Below are 20,421 nucleotides of genomic sequence, written 5' to 3'. Positions count from 1 at the left end.
GACAAGTGCACTGCGAGTGCAAAATCCCACTGGGTGCGGGCAGAGGCGCGGCGGAGTGCGGTCAGAGTCCGTTCGCGGCGAGGTCGCGGAGGTGCGCGAGCGGCAGATGTGGTGGCTGCCAGTCCACGAAGAGGGCCGTCGCGTCGTCCTCGAGCTGGTCGTCCTGGTAGCTGACGACCGCGCGGACCAGGCGACGCATCGTCTCCGGGCTGGGCAGACCCTCGTTGAGGGCGCGATTGACGAAGTCGACGAGCCGGTCCAGCCCGAACTGCTCCCCCTCCGCGTTACGGGCGTCGGTGATGCCGTCGGTGTAGGCGAGGATGCGGTCGCCCGGGTGCAAATCCTCGATGTGTACCAGCGGTCGGCGGGAAGTCATGTGACCCAGGCCGAGGGGCAACGCGGTCGGCCCCGGGAGGTCTCGAATGGCCTTGCCGTCGCGCAGAAGCATCGCGCCGGGATGCCCGGCGTTGATCATGCTGAGCCGGCCGGTCCGGCGGTCCAACTCGAGGAGTAACCCGGTGGCGAAGAGGTTCGGGTGCTCGGACCGCACCCAGCGGTCGATGCTGATCGCCGTGTCCACCAGGTCGAGGCCACACCGGCGGGCGTTGCGGTACGCGCTGACCACCAGCGAGGCCAGCGTGCTCGCCTTGATGCCGTGCCCACAGGTGTCGAAGAGCCCGACGCTGAGCACGTCGTCGTTCAACGCGTAGTCGAAGATGTCGCCGCCCACGTCGTAGCACGGTTCGAGGATGGCGGTGACCACTAGATCGTCGGTGGCGAAGGTCAGCGGTGGGAGCAGGCCCCACACGATCTCGGCCGCGACCTGCATCGGCATCCGTCGCCGCATCCGCTCGACCACGTCGCCGTAGAGCCGGCGGTTGACCAGGATCTGGGCGACGTTTACCGCCACCTCCCAGGCCGGACCGTCAGTCGTCGCGTCGGCGGCGGTCGACGAGACGATCTCCAGCACGCCCATCCGTTCACACCCGAGCAGCAGCGGCACCCACATCCGGTCCGGGTTGTCGGGCGCGCGTTGGATGTCGAGGGTGGTGAAGGCCCGGCCGGCGAGCGTCGTCTCGATCGGCAACTGGTCCCGGTCGAGACCCGCGCCGAGCAGCGGCACGAGGAGGGTCTGGGTGTAGTCGGCCAGGTAGATCACGATCTCGCTGGCGTCGAGCGCGGGCGCCGCGCGGGCCACCAGCTGCGCCACCTCGTCCGGCCCACCCCGGGGGGCGTTGAGCTGCAACCAACGCACCACCTCGCCGACGTCGGCCACGCCCACCTCCCCCTCTGTCCTCCCCGGTCGCAGGAGCACGTCCCACAAGCGGTGAGGCTACCGCGCCCCGCCGCATTCCCCACTTGCCTCGACCATGGCGTTGAGGAGCGCGGACAACGGCACTGTGGCGAATCCCACCCGGGCGTCGCTCGCCCCGTACGGCACCCACAGCTCATCGTCGTGCACCAGGGCGCCGCAGGAGTAGACGACGTTCGGTACGTACCCGTCCCGGTCGGTGTCGTCGGGTGCCAGGAGCGCACCGGGCAGGTGGGCGACGACCCGCTCCGGGGTGTACAGGTCGAGCAGGAGCGCACCGATCGCGTACCGACGCATCGGCCCGACACCGTGGGTGAGCACGAGCCAGCCGGCGTCGGTCTCGATCGGCGACCCACAGTTGCCGACCTGGATCAGCTCCCAGCTCTCGCCCGGTGCGTGCAACGGGGTGGGCGCCTGCCAGCGGTTCTCACCGTCGAGGGCGGTCAGGCCGATGGTCTCGCCGTCGGCACGGCACAGTGCCAGGTGCCGGCCGCCGACGGTACGCGGGAACAGCGCGAGCCCCTTGTTCCGGGCACCCGGCCCGCGCATCGGGGTCATCTCGAACCGGCGCAGGTCATCGCTGGCCAGCGCACGGGTGGCGATGGTCCGGCCGTCGTAGGCGGTGTAGGTGGCCCGGTAGACCGGCCCGGATTCATCGACGAAGCGGACGAACCGCGCGTCCTCCATGCCGTTGCTCTCCGCCGGGGTGGCCGGCCAGAGCACCCGCTGGTGCAGGACCGTGTCGGCGGGGAACGCTGTGGCGTAGCCACCGGCGTTGGTACGACGCAGTTGTTCGACGGTCCCCAACCCGGTGCTGCGGGAGAGCAGATCGGGTGGCAGGTTGCCGAGCACCCGCTCGAAGGTGGCCTCGTCGTACCACTCGGGCAACGCGTCCAGCACAGTGGCCGTGACCTCGTTGTCGCAGTCCTCCTCGGCCAGGCCGGCGACGAGCAGGTCCCGGCGGTGCCGTACGCCCGTCCGCTGCCCGACGGCCAACGGACCGGCCCGGTCGGTGATCGTGAGCTGCTCCCCCGGTCCGACGATCGCTGTGGCGAAACCGATCGAGGACACGTGGCCCTCCCCGACCTGACGCAGGCTGACGGCGACGCGCAGCTGCCCGGCACCGAGACCGGTCTGGTCCGGGTGGGCCACCATCGACGGGTTGCACAGGGCGGCGGCCTCGACGGCGTACTCGTGGCTGAAGTAGGCGCCGACCAGCAGCCGGCTGTTCGGCGAGAGGTCCCGGGCCCGCGCCGCGCGGTGCCGGACCAGGTCGTAGTGGTGGCGGAACGTGCCGGCCAGGTCGCGGTGCCGGGCGCCGAAGCGGTCGAAGGTGTCCCGCAGCAGCCGGGTGGTCTCCTCGTCGTCGAGGTGCGCGACCCGGTCGATGAGCGCCTGCGCGCGGGTCCGAACCACAGCGGCATCCTCACCGGGAACGAAGAGCTTGATGATGACGCGACGTGGATCCGGGGTGAGGGTGACGTCCTGCCGGACGGCCAGACTCCCTGTCACGACCACCGCCGCGCGTGCTGCAGCGTGGAGATGAGCGCGAGGGTCGACTCCGCGCCCTGGTTGAGGTTGGGCCCGTGCGCGGTCAGCCCGTCGTAGCCACCGCCGGTCGCCGGATCCCACATCGGCGTGCCGAGGTCGTTGTCGCCGAGGAACCACCCGACCGCCTGCCGCACTCCGTTGTCCCACTCCGGATCCCCGGTGACAGTGGCCGCCGTGGCGCAGGCGTCGGCGAAGGCGGCGACCTCGATCGGCTGTTGGTCGTGGTGCTGCCGTACCGCGCCGCGCCGCCAACCCCCGGCGGGTACTACCGACATCCGCCCGTCGCGGAGCTGGACATCGCGCAGCCAGGTCAACATGCGCAGGCCGTCGTCGAGAGGCGGACCACCCTCGCGGAGCTGACTCGCCGCGACGACCACTTCGGCGAGAGCGGCGTTGGCGTAGGTCAGCTCCGGCCGTGGCCACGGCCACAGCGGATCGGCGGCCGGGGGGCCGATCGTGCTGGCCGCGTCCGCCAGCAGGGCCGCTGCGGCGACGTGACCGGGATGACGACGAAGCACCTCGGTCGCGCCCAGACCGGCGAAGGCCATCGTGTGCGGGGCCTTGGCCCGCCGGGTGGCACCCCGGCTGAAGGCGACAAGCGCCTCCTCGCGTACCCATGGGGCGGGGCTGCGGGCGACGGCCGTGCCCAGGCCCCACAGAGCCCGACCCCACCAGTCGCCGAGCCCTGGTTCGTCGACCCAGCGCCGGTCGTGCCCGAGTCGGTTGCGGAACGCGCCGCCAGCGTCCTGCGCGTGGGTGAGGAACGCCAGGTACCGCTCCGCCAGCCGGAGCAGTTCCTCGCCCGGCTCCGGCTCGCGGCTGACCACCACCAGGCCACGGGCCACGTCGTCGGTGCAGTACCCGTGCTCACGCCGGACGATGGCGTGCCGTGCGTGCTCGAACAGCCCGGTGTCGTCGCTCAGCCGAGTCAGGTGCGCGAAGCTCGGCGCGGGTGCCGTCGCCCAGCGCCCACCCGCCGACGTTCGGGGGCGTCCGGTGGTAGCCGTCACGCCGGCACGGCGCTGACGGCGGGTGAGCGGGCATCGACGAGGTCCTCGGCGAGGGCGCCGTAGCGGGCCGCCACCGCAGGCCACCGCAGGTGCGCGGCCAGCGGGCGGACCCGCCCGGCCAACCGGGCGGTCAGGCCCGGTTCGGTCAGGACCCGCCGGATCGCCTTGGCCAGTGCCGCCGGGTTCTGATGGGGTACGACCAGACCGGGCCCACCGGTCAGCAGCTCGACGGCGTGCGGGAACGCCGTCGCCACGACGGGCACGCCGGCGGCCACCGCTTCGATGAGTACGCCGGAGGTGACCTGTTCGCGGGAGTCGTAGGGCAGGACGACCACGTCGGCGGACCGGATCAGCCGGCCCAGCGCCTCCTGGTCGTGGTAGACGTCCTGGTAGTCGACGGCATGCGCGACGCCCAACTGGGCGCCGAGCTGGTGCAGCCCCGCCCGGTACGCCTCACCGTGGTGCTCGATCACCTTCGGGTGGGTCCGTCCCGCCACCGTGTAGGTCGGCGTCGGCTCCAGATCCTGCAACGTCGCGAGGGCCCGCAACGACCACTCGATGCCCTTGCCCGGGCCGAGCAGGCCCCAGGTCAGCAGGTGCGGGCGGGTGCGCCGGTCGACGGGTGCACCGGCAAGCTCGGCCGCGCCGTGCGGGATGACAGTCACCTTGCCCGCTGGCACGGCGTACCCGACGAGCAGCCGGTCGCGGGCGGTGTCGGTCATCGTGACGACCGCCCCGGCGGTCGCCACGATCTGCTCCAACAGTGATTTCTGCCGAGCCGAGGGCTGGCGGAGCACCGTGTGCAGGACCACGATGCTCGGCACGCTGAGCCGCCGCAGCAACGGCAGCACCTCCTCGCCGTCGGTGCCGGGGTAGATCCCGTACTCGTGCTGGATGATCGCCACGTCGTACGCGTTCAGGGCGGCAGCCGCCTCCCGCCAGCCGGCGGGGTCACGCGCCGACCAGGTGTGCACCACCCCGGGCAGGGGCCGCTGGTCGTCGCCGTGATCGGTGACGCGGACGATGCCGCCACGGGTGCCGTCGGCGGTCAGCTGGGCGGCGAGGGCGGCATTGAACGTGGCCAGTCCGCACCGGGTCGGTGGGTGGGTGCTGAGGAATCCGTAGCTGGGCATGAACCCTGGGCCTTCCGGTTGTCGGTGTGGTTCAGCCGTGGACGAGCTTGTCGTAGACGGCGAGATAGCCGTCGACCATCCGGTCGGCGCTGAAGCGTTGCCGAGCCCGCGCCCGGCACTCGGTCCGATCCAGGGCGGCGACCCGGGTGACCGCGTCGACGGCCTGGTCGACTGTGGAGACGAGGAAGCCCGTCACCCCCTCGTCGACGACCTCCGGCATGGACCCCCGCCGGTAGGCGACGACCGGCGTGCCACAGACCATCGATTCCACTACCGACAGCCCGAACGGCTCGTCGAAGGCGATCGGGTGCAGCAGTGCGGCGCTGTCCCCCAGCACCTCGGCACGCCGTCGCGGACCCACCGATCCGAGGAAGACGACCTGGTCGCCGTCGATGTGCGGGGCAATCTGTTCGGCGAAGTACCGCTCGTCCTGCACGATCCCGCAGATGGTCAGACGCCGGCCGGCGCGGCGGGCGATCTCGATGGCGGTGTGGGTGCCCTTGTCCCTGTGGATCCGGCCGAAGGCGGCCAGCCCAGGACCGGCCTCGTCGGTGAACGGCAGTCCGGCGACGTCGACGCCGTGGTACACCGTGGCCACGTAGTCGAGCTCCGGTGCCCGGTCGGCGTCGGAGATCGACACGTACGACGAGCGGGCTCGGCCGTAGGCGGGCAGGATCCCCGCGCCGGAGAAGCCGTGCACTGTGGTCAGCAGCGGCGCGCGGCAGTGTTCCGCGAACGCCAGGGGCAGCCAGTCCAGGTGACTGTGCACCACGTCGAACTGTGCCGAGCGGGCCATCGCGTGGGAGACGTGCATCGCCTCCCACACCCGGCCGTCCAGGTCCGGGTCGTCCGCGTACCCCCGTGGGCAGACTCCGTCGAGCTGGGCGGACGTGACGGAGTCCAGTGTCGCGAAGAGCGTCACGTCGACCCCGCGGCTGACCAGCCCTTCAGCGAGCAGGCCGGTCACCTGCTCCCACGGGCCGTAGTGGTGTGGGGGCGTACGCCAGGCGACCGGTCCGAGCAGCGCAACCCTCAAGGGGAGGACGCGCCGACGAGATCAGCTGGGTTGAGGTTCAGGGTGGCGAGCAGCCCGGAGTGCTTGGCCGGGTCCACACGCTCCGGCAGCTCACGCTCGACCCAGTCGGCCCTGGCCTGCTGACCCCGATCGCGAAGTGCGGTGACGATCCGGTCCCTGGCGATTCTCATCTGGTGCTCCCCTGGTTGAGGTGTTCAAAACGATCATTCGCACGGACAGCTGTGCGCACGCGCGGGTGGATCCGAACCACGAACCGTTCCGACCGCGACGACTGGCGAAACCGACGGCCGGGACGTGGTCGGCGATCGGCCAACACGACCAGTGAGTCGCGGCGACGGGGATAACGTTCGGTAACGCCCCTGACGGGCTGATGGTGACGGCGTCTGGCGGCCACCGGGGTCCCGGGCGACATGTTCACCGTACGCCCTCGTGGCGTGCGGCTGCACACGCACGGACGGCCGGGCCGGTCGGCAGGTGCTGCCCAAGGACCTGGATCCGGTGCCGCGACGAGGCCGACCCGCCGGTCCTGGCCTGGTTACTGGCCCCGGGCCCGCTGGCGGAGCGCCCTCGACGTCGTCGGCGATCAGGGCTCCAGCACCACCTTGCCGGCCCGGCTGCGGGCCTCGGCGAACACCAGTGCCGCGGAGACCTCGTTGAGCGGGTAGCGGGCGGCGATCTGCGGCACTATCACTCCCTGCCGCAGCAGGTCGAGCACGATGCCCAGGTCGGTACGCAGGCGACGACGGAAGGCGGCACGTCGGGTGAGCTGACCGGCCCAGAAGTTGTAGAAACCGGCCCGGTGGCCGTTGGGCAGCGCGTTCCAGGTGTAGAGGCGGGCCAACAGCTTCACGAAGACCCAGACCACCGACTGCCCGGTGCCCACGGCGGCGGCGTTGCCGTAGACGACCAGCTTGCCGCCGGGGGCGAGCAGGGCGTACGACGTACGCACGCCCGGGCCGGCGACCGGGTCGAAGACGGCGTCGACGCCACCCGGCGACAGCTCACGGACGCGCGCGGCCATGTCCGGGTCGCGGTAGTCGAGCGGATCGACGCCCAGCTCGCGCAGCCCGGCGTGGTGCCGTTCGGCGGCGGTGCCGATGACCCGCAGGCCGAGGTGTCGGCCGAGTTGGACCAGCACGCTCCCCACGCCGCCGTTCGCGCCGTGCACGAGGATGGTCTGGCCGGCCTTCAGGTCGGCGTCCCGCAGCATCTGCCAGGCGGTCACCCCGTTGACGACGACGGTCTCGGCCGCGGCGGCGTCCAGGCCCACGGGTACCGGGGTCAGGGCGTCGATGTCGACAAGCGCGTACGTGGCCCAGGCGCCGGTCTTGGTGACCGCCGCCACCCGGGTGCCGACCAGCGCGTCGTCGCCGCCCGGACCGACCGCCCGGACCGTGCCGACGAGGTCGTAGCCGGGCACGAACGGAAACTTCGGCTGGCCGGGGTAGAGCGCGTGGCGCATCTGCTGCTCGGCGAACGAGATGCCGGTCGCCTCGACCTGGACGAGCGCCTGCCCCCGGGCGGGGACGGGCATCGCGCGTCGGTGCAGCAGGAGTCCGTCGGGCTCCACCACGCCGGGCAGCACCACTTCGGTGATCATCGTGTCGGTGGTCATCGGGGATCTCCTTTGTTTGTAAGTGTGCACTCACACACTTCGAGGGCTGAAAGAGTGGGCCGCCGAAGCGGCCCAGCGTCGGGGTCGGTCAGGGGTGGCGAATGCCTGCGGTCAGGGCGCGAGCCCACGGCTCCGGGACCTGCTCCAGGCCCACTGTCACGATCAGGTGGCACAGCTGGCCGTACGCGAAGAACTGCTGCACCTGCGCGTCACTCGCCCCGGCCCGGCTCTGCACGAAGGTCGCGACCCGCCGGTAGCCGGCCCGCACCGCCTCGGCGACCTCCGGGATGTCCGTGACGGCCTGCGCCTGCACCTGGAAGAGCAGCAGATCGCGATCGGCGATCAGCTCGGCGTAGGCACCGCCCATGGCGTCGAGGATCTCCTCCGGGGTGTCCCCCCCGGCACGCTCCGCACCCGCCTCGATCGCGGCGGCGATCCGGTCGAAACACGCCCCGGCCGCCGCCAGGAACAACCCGAGCTTTCCGGAGAAGAGCCGGAAGACGTACGCCTCGGAGATGCCGGCGGCGGCCGCCACGGCGGTGACCGGGGTGGCGTGGAAGCCGGCGCGGGCGAACACCGAGACCGCGGTGTTCAGGACGGTGACCCGGCGGGCCTCGGCGGTGGATCGCATGTTTGTAAGTGTGCACTCACAAACAAGTGTCGTCAAGCCCTGAGCTCACTCCAGCGGATAGAGGCGGGCCGGGTCACCGGGTCGAAGGCTGTCCGGCACGTCGTCCACGCCACTGGCGGCGATCGAGCCGAGCAGCGCCAACGAGCGGGCGGACTCCGTACCGGGCTCAGCGTGGTAGATCACCAGAAGCTGCCCGTCGGCGCCCGCCACCGCGAGCTTGTCGCAGTACAGGTCGAGGTCGCCCACCTCGGGATGGTGCAGCCGGCTGACCACGCCCTCCCGGCGACGCACCTCGTGGCGCGCCCACAGCCGCCGAAAGCACTCGTCCTTGATCGACAGCTCCCCCACCAACGCCGCCAGTCTGGGGTCGTCGGTGGCCCCAGCCGAGTCGGCGCGCATCTGCCCCACCACGCTCTGCATCGCCTGCCGCCAGTCGCGGAACAGCTCCCGCTCGGCCGGGTCCAGGAACACCGCGCGGAGTCGGTTGGCGCCCGGCGCGAGATTCGGCGACAGCGCCCTCGCCATCGGATTCGAGGCCAGGATGTCGAGGTAACGGTTCTGCACGAAGGCCGGCATGGAGAGCTGCCGCAGCAGGTGCAGGATGCTGGCCGGCACCCGCTCGGCGGCCGGTCGGGCCGCCCGGCGCGACCGCGCACTGCTCAACCCGATCATGTACGCGGTCGCCTCCGGATCCAGCCGCAGCACCCCGGCGAGGGCATCGAGGACCTGCACCGAAGGGTGCCGCTCGCGGCCCTGCTCCAGGCGGAGGTAGTAGTCGGCGCTGATGCCGGCGAGCATCGCCACTTCCTCACGGCGCAGCCCCGGCACCCGGCGCAGGCCCACACCCGGGCCGAGCCCGACGTCCTCGGGCCGGGTCTGCTCCCGGCGGGCACGCAGGAATTCGCCGAGCGGGTTCGTCGCGTCCATGCCACCGACGGTAGATCGCCGGGCGGGCCGGTGACTGGCTGTGTCACTACCAGGAACAACTCGCCCTGCCGCCCCGCCGGGTCCGGACGCACAGTCGTCGAGGGCCGGTTGCGAGCGGCCCCCGACGCCACGACGAGCGACAAGAGGACGACATGAGCGAGAACCTTCCCGGCGGTGCCCTCACCCCGGCTGACGGCCTCACCCTGAGCCGGATGGGCTACGGGGCGATGCAGTTGGCCGGCCCTGGTGTCTTCGGCCCGCCCCGCGACCGTGAGCAGGCGCTGGCCGTGCTCCGCCTGGCCGTCGAGCTGGGCGTCCGGCACATCGACACCAGCGACTTCTACGGGCCGGTCGTGGTCAACGAGCTGATCCGCGAGGCGCTCCACCCGTACCCCCGGGGTCTGCACCTGGTCACCAAGGTCGGCGCGCGACGCGGCGCCGACGGCTCGTGGATCCCGTCGCTGCAGCCCGACGACCTCAAGGCCCAGGTCCGGGAGAACCTCCAGCATCTCGGCCTGGACGCGCTCGACGTGGTCAACCTGCGGGTGGGGGCGGCACACACGGCAAGCGAAGCGCCGATCGGTGCGCAGTTCGCCGCCCTGGCCGAGCTGCGGCAGGACGGCCTGATCCGGCAACTGGGGCTCAGCAACGCCACGCTCAACCAGCTCATCGAGGCCCAGGCCATCGCGCCGGTGGTCACCGTGCAGAACCACTACAACCTCGCCAACCGGGAGGACGACGCCCTGGTCGACAGGTGCGCGGCGGAGAACATCGCGTTCGCGCCGTACTTCCCGCTCGGCGGCTTCACGCCGTTGCAGTCCGACACGCTCGACGGCGTGGCCGCCCGGCTGGGTGCCTCGCCGCAGCAGGTCGCCCTCGCCTGGCTGCTCCAGCGGTCCCCCACCATCGTGCTGATCCCCGGCACCTCGAGCGTGGCGCACCTGCGGGAGAACCTCGCGGCGGCCGACCTGAAACTGCCGGCCGACGCCATCGAGCAGCTCGACTCGATTGCCGCCTAGCTTTTCTGGTGCGGCCGGTTTCGGATGAGGGTGAGCGCGAGCACGGCGGTGACGAGGAAGACGACGCCGGTGACCCGCAACCCGGCCTGGACACCCGAGGTCAGCGCCTCGGCGATCGCCGCCCGGACCGGGTCGGGTAGCGGTTGCCCACCGTTCGCGCCGGAGGCCACCGCCGTCCGCACCGCGGTACGGGTGGGTTCGCCGACCTGGTGCGCGGCGAGCCGGTCCGGCAGGTCGGCCACCATCGTGGTGGTCAGGAGCGTGCCGAGCAGGGACGAACCGAGCACCGAGCCGACCTGCCGGGCGGCGTTGACCGCCCCGGAGGCCATGCCGGCCTGGGCGGGCGCGACGCTCGCCAGCGCCGCCGCCGTCGCCGGGGCCACCACCAGAGCGCTGGCCGCACCGAACAACGCGAACAGCGGCCAACGGTCACCGAACGACGTGGTCGGCCCCTGGTTCGCAAGCGCGAAGCTGGCCACCGCGCCGAGGACCAGACCGAGGGTCAACGGCGCCTTGAATCCGGTACGACGAATCGCGCGCCCGGCACCGAAGGCAGCCAGCACGTAGGCGCCGAAGAGCACCAGCATCCGCCAGCCGGTGTCCAGCGGGCTGAGCGCCTGGGCACGTTCGTGGAAGAGGACCAGCAGGATCGCCACGCCGGTGAAGCCGAACAGCGACACCGCGCCGACGACCATCACCGCACTGAACGACACGGACCGGAACAGCCGTACGTCGAGCATTGGCGCGCTGGTCCGCAGCTCGACAACCACGAACGCGACAAGTGCGACAGCCGCGACAACCCAGGCCGTCGCCACCACCGGGCTGGTGTAGCCGACCTTGCCGCCCTGGATCAGCGCGTAGACGGCGGACGCGATGGCGACGGTGCCCAGCAGCAGGCCGGGTACGTCGAGGCGGGCGGCGACCGGCCGGGACTCGGCCACCCCGACAACGGCGACGACGAGCGTGATCAGGCCCAGCGCGATCGTCGACAGGTAGACGCTGTGCCACTGGTAGTGGTTCAGCAGGACGCCGGCGATGAGCGGGCCGACCGCGAGCCCGATGCCGGACGCCGCCGACCACGCCGTGATGACCTCGGTCCGTCGGTGCGGGTCGGTGAAGGTCGCACCGAGGATCGCCAGGCTGTTCGGCAGGATCAGGGCCCCACCGAGGCCGGCGACCAACTGCCCCACGATCACCCACCCGACGGTCGGGGCGCTGGCCACGACCCCCGCGCCGACGATCATCGCGACGACCCCGGAACCGAACATGCGCCTACGCCCGTAGCGGCTGCCCAGGGTGGCCGCGGAGAGCACGACGCTCGCCACCATCAGGGTGTACGCGCTGGGGATCCAGACCAGCGTGGTCGGATCGACGCGCAGGTCCCGTTGGATCGTGGTGAGAGCGGAGACCGTAGCGGTGATCTGCAGGAACGTGATCATCGCGCCCAGGCACATGGCGACAAGCGTCACCGCGCGGGAGCCGCGCAGGGTTCCTCGGGCGGCGCTTGTCGCTTCGGGCGGTCTCGGGGCCAGGTTCGTGGTGTCGGTGGTCACTGAAGTCCTCAGAGTGAGTGGAGCTGGCTTGCGTCTGCTTAAGCCAGCAACGCCCAAGTGAAGCACCTGACTAGCGTCACCGCAAGTCAGGTAAGCTTGTCGACATGGAGGACCTACGGAACGACCGCGACTCCTGGTCGAGCGAGAACTGCTCGGTGGCCCGGGCGATGGACGTCGTGGGCAGCAGGTCGACGGTCCTGACCATGCGCGAGGCCCTGCTCGGCACGCGCCGTTTCGACGACTTCGTCCGCCGGGTCGGCATCGGCGAGCCCGCCATGGCCGCCCGACTCAAGGAGATGGTCGCCGCCGGACTGCTGGAACGAATCCCGTACCGGGAGCCAGGGCAGCGCACCCGCCACGAGTACCAACTCACCCACAAGGGCCGCGAACTCATGCCCGTCATCACCGCCCTGCGCAACTGGGGCGACACCTGGGCCAGCGACACCGGCCCCTCCATCGTCGCCACCCACCACGACTGCGGCGCGCCGATCCACGCGGTGCTCCGCTGCGCGGCCGGCCACGACGTAGCAGACGGCGACACCGACATCACCGCTGGCCCAGGCCTCGTCCGACTCGACTGACTCGACTGACCACTGCACCACCCGCCCGGCGGTCCCTGCGCCACCCGGTCCCGGCGTACCCGACCGCGCTCGTCGGCGGCCCCGCACGACACGTCCGCCGCCACCGCGAGGTCGCGGCACGGCACCAGCACGGGGTTGCGGCACGTGGCGGGCACGAGCACGGCGCTGCGGCACGGCGTGGGCGCGAGGCGCGGGCGCGGGGTCACGGCAAGACAGGGCGCGAGCACGCGGTCGCGGCACGGCACGGGTGTGACACGGCACGATGCGGACCGGCGCGGGCCTAATCGACACATCGATCATGGCCGACCGAAAGTGTCGTACAAGTGTTCTAGTGTTGGGTCATGGTTGAGGAGTTGGCGCAGGCAGAGGACGTAATCGCCGCCTGCACAACTGCCGCCACCTGGGTGCTGCCGGAGCACGAGTTGATCGCCGCTCTCGACGCCGCGCACCGCCTGGAGCAGCGCCTTGCCGCCGTCAAACTCGCCCTGATCCGCGAGATCGACGGCCGTGGCACCGCCCGCGCCCAGGGCTCATCGTCCACCGCCGTTTGGCTACGCGAACGGTTACGGCTGAGCGTGCCCACCGCCCGCCGCCTGGTCGACGTCGCCGCGGCCCTCGATTCCGGAAACCCCGGTATCCGACAAGCGCTGGCTGATGGCGTCATCAGCCTCGACCAGGCCCGGGTCATCGCCGACACCGCCGCCACCGTGCAAACCACCGCTGGCGCTGAAGCCACCGACAAAGCGGTCAGTCTGCTCACCGACTGGGCCGGGCAGTTCGAGCCCACCCTGCTGCGCAAACTCGGCACCCGCATCCTCGACCACGTCGCCCCCGACCTCGCCGACGCCGCCGCGAAGGCGGCCCTGGACGCCGATGCCGCCCGCGCTGCCCGCGACCGCCATCTCACCCTGTCCGAACAGACCGATGGTCGACTGCGACTCACCGGCACCCTCGATGCCGAAACCGCAGGTCTCCTACGCGCCGCCATCGACCCGTTGACCGCGCCATCAGGCGCCGACGATCTGCGGTCCCCCGGGCAACGCCGACATGATGCTCTTGCCGACGTCTGCCGACTCAGCCTGCGCACCGCAGAACTGCCCGAACACGGTGGCGATCCCGCCCAGATCGTCGTCACCACCACGTACGACGCGCTGGCGGCCAAGCTGGGTGCCGGCAGCCTCGACACCGGCCTTCAGCTCACCCCGCAGGTGGTGCGGCGGCTGGCCTGCGACGCCACTCTGCTGCCCGCCGTCCTCGGCGGCGCTGGCCAGGTCCTTGACGTTGGGCGACAACGCCGCCTCATCACCGGCTCCCTCCGCCGCGCCCTGGTGCTGCGCGACCAGGGTTGTGCGTTCCCCGGCTGCGACCGACCGCCGCGCTGGTGCGACGCCCACCACGTCGAGCACTGGGCCGACGGCGGCCAGACCAGCCTGACAAACGCTGTGCTGCTCTGCGGCCACCATCACCGACACCTTCACCACAGCGGCTGGACAGTCCGACTCGCAAGCGACGGCCACCCCGAATTCACCGCACCCGCCTGGCTCGACCCCGAACAAGTCCCTCGCCGGAACCACTACCACCGGCGGACGTAGGACCAGCGAGCCGACGCTGATTACACCGAGCCGAGCCAGGCCGAGCCAGGCCGGGCTGCGCGGGGCCGGGCCGGGCCGAGCCGGGCCGAGCCGAGCCGGGCCGAGCCGAGCCGAGCCGGGCCGGGCCGAGCCGAGCCGAGCCGGGCCAGGCCGAGCCAGGCCGAGCCAGGCCGGGCCGAGCCGAGCCGGGCCGAGCCGGGGCCGAGCCGGGGCCGAGCCGAGCCGAGCCGAGCCGGGCAACGCCAGGCCAGATCCACATCGACCCGGCGATGACCTCTCCGGCGCGGCCGCGCAGCGCCGACGTACGCCCGGCTCGCTCGACGGCAGGAGCAACAGACGAGGCGGCACGGAGACCTCTCCGAGCCGGGGCGCACCGACCGGGAACCAGAGCGCCGCGGCGGTGGGAGTGACCCGGATCCGAAAGACCAACGAGGCGGCAACCAGACCTCGTAGCCGGATCCGGAAGACCGACTGGGCGGTACCGAGAACCTTGTGGCCGGATCCGAAAGTGACGCGCAAAGTACCTGTTGTGTTACGAGCTTGTTTCCAGGATGACAGCCAGGTTACGGGTGCTTCTCGGTGATCGGTGCCGATCCTAGGTTTCGGCCACCGTCATCAGTCGTGGCGGCCGGCACCGAACGTGGAGGCAACGACGTGCCACAACCGAACACACATCGGACCGGGCGGGCCAGGTACGGGGTCAGCATGCTGGCCGCCGTGGCGCTGACCGCAGCCGGTCTGACCAGCCTGCCCGCCAGCGCCACCGCCGCGCCGGCCAGCAGCGGTCCGACCGCCCGCTACCTCGTCCAGCTCGACGAGGAGCCGATCGCCACGTACACCGGCGGGGTTCCTGGGATCGCGGCGACCAAGCCGGCCGGCGGGGCCAAGCTGAACCGCTCCTCCGGGAACGCCAACGCGTACCGGGATCACCTGCGCCGGCAGCGCAAGTCGGTGTTGGACCACGTCGGTGTGCCGGCCGAGCGCACCCGCGTCACCATGGAGACCGCGTTCAACGGCTTCGCCGCCGATTTGACCGGGCCGCAGGCCGCCCGGCTGCGGGCGACCAACGGTGTCCGAGCCGTGTACGAGAGCCAGGAGGTGCACGCCACCACCTCACACACCCCTGACTACCTGGGCCTGACCGGCAAGGGCGGGGTGTGGAACAAGGAGTTCGGTGGAGACTCCCGCGCTGGTGAGGGCGTGATCATCGGGGTCATCGACAGCGGCTACTGGCCGGAGAGCGCGAGTTTCGCGCCGCTGCCCAGCCCGCGCCCCGACCAGGCCGTCATCGACGCCAAGTGGAAGGGCACCTGTGACGTCGGCGTCGAAGCGCCGGTGACCTGCAACAACAAGGTGATCGGGGCGCGCTGGTACAACGACAGTGGCATCGCCGACGCGTTCCCGGACGACTACTCGTCGCCGCGCGACCGCAACGGCCACGGCACCCACACCGCAAGCACCGCGGCCGGCATCCACGGCGTGCGGGCGACGTCCGGCACCCAGGACCTGGGCCTGATCTCCGGCATGGCGCCGGCCGCGCGGTTGGCGATCTACAAGGCGCTGTACGACAACGGGGCGGGGGGTGCGACCGGCACCGACATCGACATCGTGCACGCCATCGACGACGCGGTCGCGGACGGCGTCGACGTGATCAACTATTCGATCGGTGACGACACCGAGCAGTTCGGGGCGGTCGACGCGACGTTCTTCAACGCGGCTGCGGCCGGGGTGTTCGTGGCCGCCGCCGCCGGCAACTCCGGCCCGCTCGCCAACACCGTCGACAACTCGACGCCCTGGCTGACCACGGTGGCCGCCAGCACGACCGACCGGCAGAACACCCGGAAGCTCACCCTCGGCAACGGCACCACGATCGCCGGTGTGGGCATGGGCGAGACCGGTGTCGGGCCTGCCCGACTGGTCTTCGCGAAGGACAGCGCGGTCGACCCGGACGGCGCCTACGGTGCCGGCCTCTGCGCCGACGACACGTTGGATCCGGCCAAGGTCAAGGGCGCCATCGTGCTCTGCCTGCGCGGCGAGATCCCGCGTACCGACAAGAGCATCGAGGTGGCGCGGGCCGGCGGGGTCGGCATGGTCCTGTACAACGAGGAACTGAACTCGCTCAACGCCGACGTGCAGACCGTGCCGACGGTGCACATCAACGAGGTCGACCTGGCCACTGTCACCGCGTACGTCGCCAAGGGCAACGCCACGGCGACCATCTCGCCGAGCCGGCTGGAGACGGTCGAGGCACCCTCGGTGGCCGCGTTCTCCTCGGCCGGACCGTCCAACCTGAACGCCGGTGAGCTGCTCAAGCCGGACATCAGCGCGCCCGGTCAGGACATCGTCGCGGCGTTCTCCCCGTCCATCGGAGGCAACGACTTCGCCCTGGAGTCGGGCACCTCGATGGCGGCGCCCCACATCGCCGGTATCGCCGCCCTGCTGCTGGCCAAGCACCCCGACTGGTCGCCGGCCACGGTCCGCTCGGCGTTGATGACGAGCGCCGTGGACAAGACCGACAAGGGCAACCCGATCAAGATCGGCACGTACGACGCGACCCCGCTCAACTACGGTGCCGGCCAGGTCGAGCCGGGCAGCGCCTTCGACCCGGGCCTGGTCTACGACTCCGACCAGCAGGACTGGATCCAGTACCTGTGCGGGGTGTCAGCCGACCGGGGCGGCGACTACGGGCTCGGCGACCTGGACGGCTGCGACACGGTCGGCGCGATCGACACGGCGCAGCTCAACTACCCGTCCGTCTCGCTCGGCCGAATGGTGGGCAAGCAGACGGTGACCCGCACGGTCACCAACGTCAGTGACAAGACCAGCACCTACACCTCCTCGGTGCAGGCCCCGCCGGGCTACAAGGTCAAGGTCACGCCGAAGAAGCTGCAGGTCCGTCCGGGCGGCAGCGCCCGCTTCACCGTTGAGGTCACCAACACCGGTGGCGCGTTCGACACCTGGGCCGACGGCTCGTTGACCTGGCGCGACCAGTTCAAGCACGAGGTACGCAGCCCTCTCGTCGTACACAATTCCGGTTTGGTCGTCCCCGACGCCATCTCCGGCAAGGGCACCTTCGGCAGCGTCCGGATCGGCGCCGAGGTCGGTTTCAGGGGACAACTGATCTCCCAGCTCTCCGGCCTGACCTCCGGTACCAGCACCGCGGTGACCCTGAAGGGCGACGGACCGAGTTGGGACTGGAGCACGTCGAACAACCTGCCGGTGCCACTGCCCGCGTCGATCAGCAGGACCACCCTGCACGTCCCGGCCGGCACCCGCAGTCCGGAGATCCACGTGACGTCGGCACGACCCACCTGCTCCCACATCGACTGGGACGACGAGGAGGGCGTGATGGAGTGCACCGAGTTCAGCCTCAACGTCTACGACAAGTCCGGGAAGTTCGTCACCGCCACGGCAAGCACCCGGATCGGCGCCAAGGTCACCCTGCCGGACGGTGCCGGTGACTACATCGTCGTCGTCGAGCAGGAGTTCACCGAGAACATCAAGGACGGCGCGAACGCGTACACCATCACCAGTTACCTGCCGGGGGCACCCGGCACGTCCACCGGCCGGTTCACCATCGACCCGAAGCAGCGCGCCGTGCAGCCGGGCACGACGGCGAACCTGACCCTGCGCTGGTTCGGTCTCGCCCCCGGGCAGCGCTACGTCGGCGTGGTGGAGTTCCGCAACGGTGACGGCTCGCTGAAGACCGTGCCCGTCACCATCCAGTCCTGACCGCTCCCCCCATCCGGCGGATCGGCGTGTGACCCAGGTCACCGCCGGTCCGCCGGCCCACCGTCCCGCCACGCAGAGGTGATCTGCTCGGCCACGGTGATCGACGGCGACAAGACCACGGCACGGGGCGGCGGGAGCCCGACTTCCGTCCGCCCCGAACGCGTGCGCGGGCCCGTCGAGTTCGTCGGTCGAGCGGCGGAGCTGGCCCAGTTACGCCGGCTGGTCGCCACCCCGCCCTGCCTGATCCTGCTTGAGGGCGAGCCCGGCATCGGCAAGAGCCGACTCGTCGCCGAACTGCTCGCCGACCTCCCCGGGCGGCACCTCGTCGGCGAGTGCGACGATGTGCCCGAACCCTTTCCGCTCGGTGTGCTGCTGGACGCGATCCGGGGCAGCGCCGACCGGCTCGGTCCGCTCAGCCCGGTGGCCGGCGCACTCGCCCCACTGCTGCCCGAGCTGGCCGACGCACTGCCGGACCCACCACCCCCGTTGACCGACCCGGCGGCCGAGCGACATCGTCTGCTCCGCGCCGTCGCGGCGGTGCTCGCCGCGCTGAGCCCCGCCACGCTGCTGCTCGAGGATCTGCACTGGGCGGACCCGGCGACCTGTGAACTCCTCGCCTACCTCAGCACCCACCCGGTGGACGGGCTCGCCGTGGTGCTGACCGCCCGGACGGCGACGGCGGGAAGCAGTACGCCGATCCACGACGCGCTGGCCCGGACTCCGCCGTGGAGCGTCACGCGCGTCCCGCTCAGCCCGTTGGACGCCGACGACGTACGCCGGCTGGTAGCCCGCACCCTGCGGCTCGACGACCCACCGCAGCAGCTCACCGCCACGCTGCTCGACCGCACCGCCGGCATCCCGTTCGTGGTCGAGGAGGTGCTGCGAACGATCGCCGAGCGCGGCGGTGACCCGTTGGCGGACGACAGTGTCCCGTTCGTCCTGCGCGACGTGCTGCTCTGGCGGCTGCGCCCGCTCGACGAGGCCACCCGGGAGGTGCTCGGCGCGGCTGCCGTACTGGGGATGACGCCCGACCAGCGCGTCCTCGCCTCGGTGCTCAGCCTGGACCGGGTGGCGATCGGCGCGGCGTTGACCGCCGCGCACCGGGCGGGCCTGCTGCACGACGCCGGGGACGGGCTGCGGTTCCGCCACGACCTGGCCCGGCAGGTGGTGTACGACCTGGTGCCCCGGGAGAGTCGGGAATGGCTGCACCTGCGGGTGGCACGGGTGTTGGAACAGGCGCTGCCGAGGCCGGTGGCCCAGCTGGCGCACCACTACCGGCTGGCCGGTAGCGGGGCGGACTTCGTCCGCAACGCCGAGGCGGCCGCCGACCTGGCCACCGAACGCGGCGACGACGCCACCGCCGCCGGCTTCCTGCTCCAGACCATGGACGTCGCCGAGCTGCCCCGGCCGGTGCGGGTCCGGCTCGCCGCCAAGCTGGGCCGGTCGGCCATCGACGGGCTCAGCCAGGCCGAGGCGATCCCGGTGCTGGAACGGCTGCTCGCCGACCGACGGTTGCCGCCCGGCGCCCGCGGGGAGCTTGGTCTGGTGCTCGGGCGGATGTTGCGCCAGCAGGGCGAGGCGCTGCGCGGGTACACCGAGATCGAGCGTGCCGTGCCGTACCTGCGTGCGCCGCGCCGCCGGGCCCCGGCGCTCGCGGTGCTGGCGGCCCCCGACACCGTCGTCGGCCGGCACGTCGACGACCACCTGGCCCGGTACGCGGAGGCGGAATCCGCCGCGGCGGCCAGCGGGGATCCGGCCGCGCACCTCGCGGTCCGCATCGCCCGAGCCTCGCTGCTGCTGGAGCTGGGCGACCCGGCGGCCTGGGCGATCATCGCCGAGCTGCGCGCCTCCGCCGAGCTGGCCGACCGGCCCCGCGAGCATGCTCGGGCCTGCCTGAACTGGGCGCAGGGGGCGCTGCACGCCGGCCACCCCGCACCTGCCGAAGCGCTCCTGGCGGCCGGTCGGGCGCTCGTCGACGAGACCGGGTACACGCGGCTGACGGCCCTGGTGGAGGCGACCGAACTGTCACTGGACCGGGCCGCCGGCCGGCTGGACGGACTCGCCGAACGGCTCAGTCGGCTGGTCGCCAGCGCCGAGCGGATGCCGGTCACCCTGCTGGACGCACGGGCCGAGCTGGCGACCGTCCTGGCGCGTACCGCCGACGGCACCGCGAGCGACGGCAACGCCGCGCGACCCGACGGCACCACGACCGACGGCAACGCCGCGCGACCCGACGGCACCGCGCGCGACGGCAACGGTGGGACCGAGGGACGTGCCGGCGGCGCGAGCGGCGACGAAGGGCGGGACGAGGTGGCGGTGGCCGAACGGGCGCTGCGGGAGGTGGTGGTCGACGCCCGGCGGGTCGGTGCGATCTGGCCGCTGGTGCAGGCGCTCTCGGCCTTGGCCCGGCTGACCCTGACCAGGCAGCCGGACGAGGCCGTCCGGCACGCGACGGAGGCGCTGTCGGTGGTACGCGGAAAAGGCATCCTGGCGTGGGCCGCCGACGCGGTGCTGGTGCTGGCCGAGGCCGCTGCGGCGCAGGGTGAACCGGCGCGGGCCGCGGCGGCGGTCGCCGAACTGGAAGCCGGGATCGCCGGCCGTGACACGCCGCTGGCCCGGGCCACCCTGCGCCGCTGCCGCGACCTCGTCCCGGCCTGAACCGGCCGGACGGACGGTGCGGGTGGCGAGCCGCCCGGTCCGCCTTCAGAGATCCGCGGCACTACCGGCTC

General features: G+C 71.9%; 16 protein-coding genes. 5 read left to right on the top strand and 11 right to left on the bottom strand.

Features of this window, described 5'->3' with window-relative positions; translation table 11 throughout:
- Window positions 1-61: 61 nt before the first annotated feature.
- The 9 genes from AB0C15_RS15345 to AB0C15_RS15305 all read right to left on the bottom strand — a co-directional run bounded on the left by AB0C15_RS15345 (window position 62) and on the right by AB0C15_RS15305 (window position 9,215).
- Entirely contained in the window at window positions 62-1,276 is a 1,215-nt protein-coding gene (locus AB0C15_RS15345) for a PP2C family protein-serine/threonine phosphatase (protein ID WP_357352218.1), read from the bottom strand.
- Window positions 1,277-1,333: 57 nt separating this feature from the next.
- Window positions 1,334-2,824: a glycoside hydrolase family 130 protein gene (locus AB0C15_RS15340; protein WP_357352216.1), complete on the bottom strand. Its 1,491-nt coding sequence runs from the start codon at window positions 2,822-2,824 to the stop codon at window positions 1,334-1,336.
- A complete protein-coding gene (locus tag AB0C15_RS15335; protein ID WP_357352214.1) occupies window positions 2,821-3,873 on the bottom strand; it encodes a glycosyltransferase in 1,053 nt (350 codons plus the stop codon). Before AB0C15_RS15335 ends, AB0C15_RS15340 begins: the two co-directional genes overlap by 4 nt.
- A complete protein-coding gene (locus AB0C15_RS15330; protein WP_357352212.1) occupies window positions 3,870-5,006 on the bottom strand; it encodes a glycosyltransferase in 1,137 nt (378 codons plus the stop codon). The genes AB0C15_RS15335 and AB0C15_RS15330 overlap by 4 nt, the downstream gene beginning before the upstream one ends.
- A 31-nt stretch (window positions 5,007-5,037) precedes the next feature.
- The gene (locus tag AB0C15_RS15325) at window positions 5,038-6,042 is read right to left on the bottom strand and encodes a glycosyltransferase family 4 protein (protein WP_357352210.1); all 1,005 of its coding nucleotides are present in this window, start codon (window positions 6,040-6,042) and stop codon (window positions 5,038-5,040) included.
- A complete protein-coding gene (locus tag AB0C15_RS15320; protein ID WP_357352208.1) occupies window positions 6,039-6,212 on the bottom strand; it encodes a hypothetical protein in 174 nt (57 codons plus the stop codon). Before AB0C15_RS15320 ends, AB0C15_RS15325 begins: the two co-directional genes overlap by 4 nt.
- A gap of 413 nt (window positions 6,213-6,625) precedes the next feature.
- Window positions 6,626-7,657, bottom strand: coding sequence for a medium chain dehydrogenase/reductase family protein (locus AB0C15_RS15315; protein WP_357352206.1), 1,032 nt, complete (start codon window positions 7,655-7,657; stop codon window positions 6,626-6,628).
- Window positions 7,658-7,745: 88 nt separating this feature from the next.
- Window positions 7,746-8,288, bottom strand: coding sequence for a TetR family transcriptional regulator (locus tag AB0C15_RS15310; protein ID WP_357352204.1), 543 nt, complete (start codon window positions 8,286-8,288; stop codon window positions 7,746-7,748).
- Window positions 8,289-8,333: 45 nt separating this feature from the next.
- Window positions 8,334-9,215, bottom strand: coding sequence for a helix-turn-helix transcriptional regulator (locus tag AB0C15_RS15305; RefSeq protein ID WP_357352202.1), 882 nt, complete (start codon window positions 9,213-9,215; stop codon window positions 8,334-8,336).
- A 152-nt stretch (window positions 9,216-9,367) separates the two neighbouring features.
- On the opposite strand from AB0C15_RS15305, the gene AB0C15_RS15300 reads away from it, so the two are divergent.
- Entirely contained in the window at window positions 9,368-10,234 is an 867-nt protein-coding gene (locus AB0C15_RS15300) for an oxidoreductase (protein ID WP_357352200.1), read from the top strand.
- Here AB0C15_RS15300 and AB0C15_RS15295 read toward each other — a convergent pair.
- Complete coding sequence (locus tag AB0C15_RS15295; RefSeq protein ID WP_357352198.1) at window positions 10,231-11,787, bottom strand: MFS transporter; 1,557 nt, start codon at window positions 11,785-11,787, stop codon at window positions 10,231-10,233. The two genes, AB0C15_RS15300 and AB0C15_RS15295, sit on opposite strands and share 4 nt — an antisense overlap.
- A gap of 104 nt (window positions 11,788-11,891) precedes the next feature.
- Between AB0C15_RS15295 and AB0C15_RS15290 the strand changes: the two genes are divergently transcribed.
- Both AB0C15_RS15290 and AB0C15_RS15285 read left to right on the top strand, forming a co-directional pair.
- The gene (locus tag AB0C15_RS15290) at window positions 11,892-12,368 is read left to right on the top strand and encodes a helix-turn-helix domain-containing protein (protein WP_357352196.1); all 477 of its coding nucleotides are present in this window, start codon (window positions 11,892-11,894) and stop codon (window positions 12,366-12,368) included.
- Window positions 12,369-12,709: 341 nt separating this feature from the next.
- On the top strand, window positions 12,710-13,960 hold the full coding sequence (locus AB0C15_RS15285; RefSeq protein ID WP_357352194.1) for a DUF222 domain-containing protein: 1,251 nt from the start codon (window positions 12,710-12,712) through the stop codon (window positions 13,958-13,960).
- A gap of 20 nt (window positions 13,961-13,980) precedes the next feature.
- Here AB0C15_RS15285 and AB0C15_RS15280 read toward each other — a convergent pair whose 3' ends face one another.
- Window positions 13,981-14,217 carry a hypothetical protein gene (locus tag AB0C15_RS15280; RefSeq protein ID WP_357352192.1) on the bottom strand — a complete coding sequence of 79 codons (237 nt, stop codon included), beginning with the start codon at window positions 14,215-14,217 and terminating at the stop codon, window positions 13,981-13,983.
- Between the two features lie 397 nt (window positions 14,218-14,614).
- Here AB0C15_RS15280 and AB0C15_RS15275 point away from each other — a divergent pair, with 397 nt between their 5' ends.
- Together AB0C15_RS15275 and AB0C15_RS15270 are read left to right on the top strand one after the other, a co-directional pair.
- Window positions 14,615-17,692, top strand: coding sequence for a S8 family serine peptidase (locus AB0C15_RS15275; RefSeq protein ID WP_357352190.1), 3,078 nt, complete (start codon window positions 14,615-14,617; stop codon window positions 17,690-17,692).
- A gap of 162 nt (window positions 17,693-17,854) precedes the next feature.
- Window positions 17,855-20,350, top strand: a complete 2,496-nt coding sequence (locus AB0C15_RS15270) for an AAA family ATPase (RefSeq protein WP_357352188.1) — start codon at window positions 17,855-17,857, stop codon at window positions 20,348-20,350.
- The last annotated feature ends 71 nt before the right edge of the window (window positions 20,351-20,421 follow it).

This window comes from Micromonospora sp. NPDC048835 (genome assembly GCF_040649995.1).
Taxonomy (GTDB): Bacteria; Actinomycetota; Actinomycetes; order Mycobacteriales; family Micromonosporaceae; genus Micromonospora.
This window is presented reverse-complemented; position numbering and strand designations above follow the sequence as displayed.